The sequence below is a fragment of the Bacteroidota bacterium genome, from assembly GCA_039714315.1.
GTDB lineage: Bacteria > Bacteroidota > Bacteroidia > Flavobacteriales > JADGDT01 > JADGDT01.
In genome coordinates, this window is the sequence record JBDLJM010000204.1 from 1 (window position 1) to 4,075 (window position 4,075).

The window sequence follows — 4,075 nt, forward strand, 5'->3', positions numbered from 1 at the left end:
ATTAATCTCTCGTATTGAGTGAGCTACCTCACCCGCTCATCAGCCTTAAAAGCACCACGCATGTGTAAAATCCATTGTGATTCATCCAAGGGAGAAACGCCTTTATAATCTCTTATCTTTTCTTCGGTGGTAGATGTTTTTTCATAGCCATCGATTGTTAGTTTTAATCGGCCTTTGCCTGAAGTGGTGGCGTTAAACTTAATGGCGTAATTCATTGCTTTTTCTACGGAAACTCTTCCGCTTAATGTGAAGAAATCATCCTGAAATACCGGAGCATCAATTTGAGCCATCATTTGGTTAAGGTCGCTCGAGATAGCCCCCAATACTTCCTGGTTTGCCTTAATTTCGAATGCATACATTGGTTCCAGCAAATCGGTGTCTGCTAATTCCAGTCCGCGTAAAACTCCCATTGGTGTTGCCAGTAAGAAGTCGCCCGGGTTTGAATGAACTGTATGCTCTTCGCCTTTTAATAATGTAATTTTGATATCGGTAACTTCCCAACCTTTTATTCCTTGTCTTAACGACCAGGGAATAGCACGCTTTACTTCGTTCTGGTATTTAACACTTACATCGTTGCTGCGTACTTTCGAAGTAAATGTAACACCGCTTCCCGGTGGTGCCGGTTCTATTAAGAAGGTCATTATAGCCCAGCATGGTTTAGGCATCCAGTATCGCACAAAACCTTCGGCCGATTTCTTAGGTGTTTCCTTGTATATAACTTTTGGCGTTAGGAAATTAGCTTCAATGCCAAAGCGTGTTGAAATTGTGTCTTTTAAAACTTCTGTTTGAATAGGTCCAAGTATCTTTATATGAAATTCACGCTCTTCTTTGTACCACATTAAGTCGAGTTGCGGATCTTCGATATTCAGAATTTCCATAGCTTCACCAAGTTTTTGATAATCTTTCTCTTCACTTGCTTCAACCTGAACACTCAATACCGCCTGCCCCAGACTATCGAAATCCTCATCAAAACTTTCCTTTCCTATCACATCACCTGCGTTTACTAAATCGGAAGTGCTTATAACTCCTATTTCACCGGCAGCCAGTTCTGATGTCTGTTCCATGCTACCGAGTTTTGGTTTAAATATCTGGTTTATTTTAAACTCTTTATCAAGATTTTGCGACCATAGAACATCCTTTGTCTTTATCTCGCTTCCGTATGATCTTATATGAGCCAGACGACCTAATTTTGCATCATACTCTACTTTAAAAACTTTCGCCGAGGGTGTATTGCGAATATTAGCATTTACATTATACAGAGTTGAAATTGCATCCAATATCTGCTCTATTCCCATATCTAATTTTGCACTGCCAAAAATTACAGCTGCAAGATTCTGTGACTGTATCTGTGAATGAGCTTTTTTTAATATACTTTGAGGATTGTCTGTTTTACCTTCCAGATAATCTTCTAAAAACTCCTCATCAAATTCCGCTAGATTTTCAAATGATTTTTCAATTACAGCAGACGAAAAATAAGCTTTTGCATCTTCGAAGTTAAGCAACTCAGGTATATCAGATTTAGTATTATCTACATAATTCAAAGCAAATAACTTTGCCCCAAGATCTTTTTCGAAGTCAATAAACACCTGCTCGGGATCGGCACCTTCGCGATCAATTTTGTTTACAAAAACCAATACCGGTAATTTTCTTTCGAGTATCCTTTCCCATAAGTTTAGGGTATGAGCCTGAATTCCTTCTTTGGCCGATACAACAAGGATAATCATATCCAAAATATTCAAAGATCTGTCAACTTCGGCCGAAAAATCAACGTGCCCCGGAGTGTCCACAATGTTAACTTGTCTTTGTTTCCAACTAAAATCAACCGTTGATGTTTTTATAGAAATACCCCTGCTTTTCTCCATTGATAGTCCATCGGTAATGGCAGAGCCTTTATCAACACTACCCCTCGATTTAGTAGCCCCCGACTTATATAAAAGGCACTCGGTAAGAGATGTTTTCCCCGCATCCACATGGGCTAAAACTCCGATAGTTAAAATTTCGTTCTCAGGCATAGGTTATTATTCTGTAGTGTAAACTGAATATTTTGTATGCGGCAAAACTAAGGATATGAGTTAGAAAAACCAATTGCAGTATGCTTAATACCAATGTGCAATTAGCAATGTGAAATTATCAATACTATTCAATCGCGATTTCCTTTCGGTAGGGATGGCGGCAGTGGGGAAGTAAGTGGGCGAAATTGTAACTAATTAAAAATCGCCCAATGCTTTATGGTTAAAATTTATTATAGCGTTCTTCAATTACTACACCATCCGATTCGTAGGTGTACCAAAGAGTTGAATTATCAATTTTAATAATTTCGGCACCTTCAATTATGTCTGCGTCAATGGTAAATCCACTACCATCATCTACGACTTCGGATTCAATCCTCAACTTTTCTGTGGTATTATCATAACTCCAGATTAAAGGCTGTAAACCAAAAGGAGATTCGTAAATACCGCTACCATCAGTTTTAAACTCAATGAAGCTCATTTTAAATATATCATTAAATTGGCTTAATACACCATCTTCATAAAACTCATTACCTATCCATTTACCTGCCAGTAGTTCTTCAATTGATTTGGGTTCGTTGACCTCTTCATCTTTATCGCATGATGTAAAGGCTGCAAATAATGAAATAAGAACAACTAATTGAGTTAATTTTAAAAATTTCATTCGTATAAAATGTTAGTTTATTTTTTACTTACTATTTCGATTTTCAGTAAACTCATCCGGTATAAAAATGGAGCCGGAAGCCCGTTTTGCATTTGTATATTTTATTCAATCTATTACAAATAGCCACAAACATACCGTAACGTTTCAAATTATCAAAACCGAAAACTATATTTAAATTGATCTAATAGCTATTTTGAATTAAATGGAATAACAGTAAACTATCCCGGCTTCATTCCTATCAAGTTACAAGGAAGTTTAAGCGGGCTACAACCTTTTAATTTACTGCTATCCTTCCTATTTTTTATTTATTGTTGTGAGTTCGTACTTTTCTTCCCTCCTCTGATTGCTTATTCTTTTGAATTACTTACTTATCAGCTTTGTCATTATATTCTCAAATCGTTTATTGCTTATTGGGTGATGGCTAATAACTTCCCCGTTATAGATTATACAAAATGTTCCGAAAGCACATGGTGTTTTCTGAGCAGATTCCGAATCTTTCAAGTCAATCAGATTAGCTGTTAGATTAAATTTTCTTTTTGCTGACTCTATAATAGCATTAACATTTTTCTCAGTATATGGGCATTGTACAGAGCGTATTATTGTCAATCCGTTTTTATAATCCTTTAGATTGTCAAGCATATCGGATTTAAAACCCGGGTTTCTTGATTCTTTGTCAAACTTAAAGGCCAATAAATCAAAATCAGGTTTGGTTTTATCCACAATTTCAAACCCTTTCTTTAAGAATATTTTATTATCAGTCATAAATGCCCCCTTTCTTGTTACCACAGAAACTCCAAGCATTTTTTGTGTTTTTGCATCTTTTATACACTCGTCAATTAAGCTAGATGCGTAACCTTTTTCCTTAAAATCTTTTATAAATCCAACAAAGATGCAATGTATAAACATGTAGCCATCTGCATTAACAGGGCGGTGTGCAAACTTTCCCGGAAGGTATTCAAGCATTCCCTGATAACCTCCTTTTTCCGATAAGAGCACTTTTATCTTAAGTCCTTTTGAATAATATTCTTTAAACCACTCAATTTTATTTCGTAATTCTTTGTGTTTTACTACATCTTTGTATCCACATACACCATAATCCGCAATGTTTTCCGGTGTAAGGTCTATAATTCTAATATCGTTGTTCATAGTTCTTTTACTTTTAGTTGCTCTAAGAATTTATTAGAGCTAAGGTTATCTTTTTTGCATGACAAACAATGGAATATCCCCAACAAAACATACACTTACCCCCTATCTTTACCGGTACAGCGACACTTTTTCATTAAGCTTATCCATTATTAGGATGCCAGGCAGCCCCCTTCGCCACTCTGAAAAACTAATTAATATTACATTAATTAACAGGGTTATAGTGATAATTACAGATATTGTACTAACTAAAAATTTA

At 36.0% G+C, this 4,075-nt stretch carries 3 protein-coding genes; all 3 read right to left on the reverse strand.

The window, feature by feature from the left end:
* Nucleotides 1-23 precede the first annotated feature (23 nt).
* Complete coding sequence (locus tag ABFR62_13375) at nucleotides 24-2,012, reverse strand: translation factor GTPase family protein (protein MEN8139411.1); 1,989 nt, start codon at nucleotides 2,010-2,012, stop codon at nucleotides 24-26.
* A gap of 220 nt (nucleotides 2,013-2,232) precedes the next feature.
* Nucleotides 2,233-2,673: a hypothetical protein gene (locus ABFR62_13380; protein MEN8139412.1), complete on the reverse strand. Its 441-nt coding sequence runs from the start codon at nucleotides 2,671-2,673 to the stop codon at nucleotides 2,233-2,235.
* Nucleotides 2,674-3,033: 360 nt separating this feature from the next.
* The gene (locus tag ABFR62_13385; GenBank protein MEN8139413.1) at nucleotides 3,034-3,819 is read right to left on the reverse strand and encodes a YoaP domain-containing protein; all 786 of its coding nucleotides are present in this window, start codon (nucleotides 3,817-3,819) and stop codon (nucleotides 3,034-3,036) included.
* Nucleotides 3,820-4,075 lie beyond the last annotated feature (256 nt).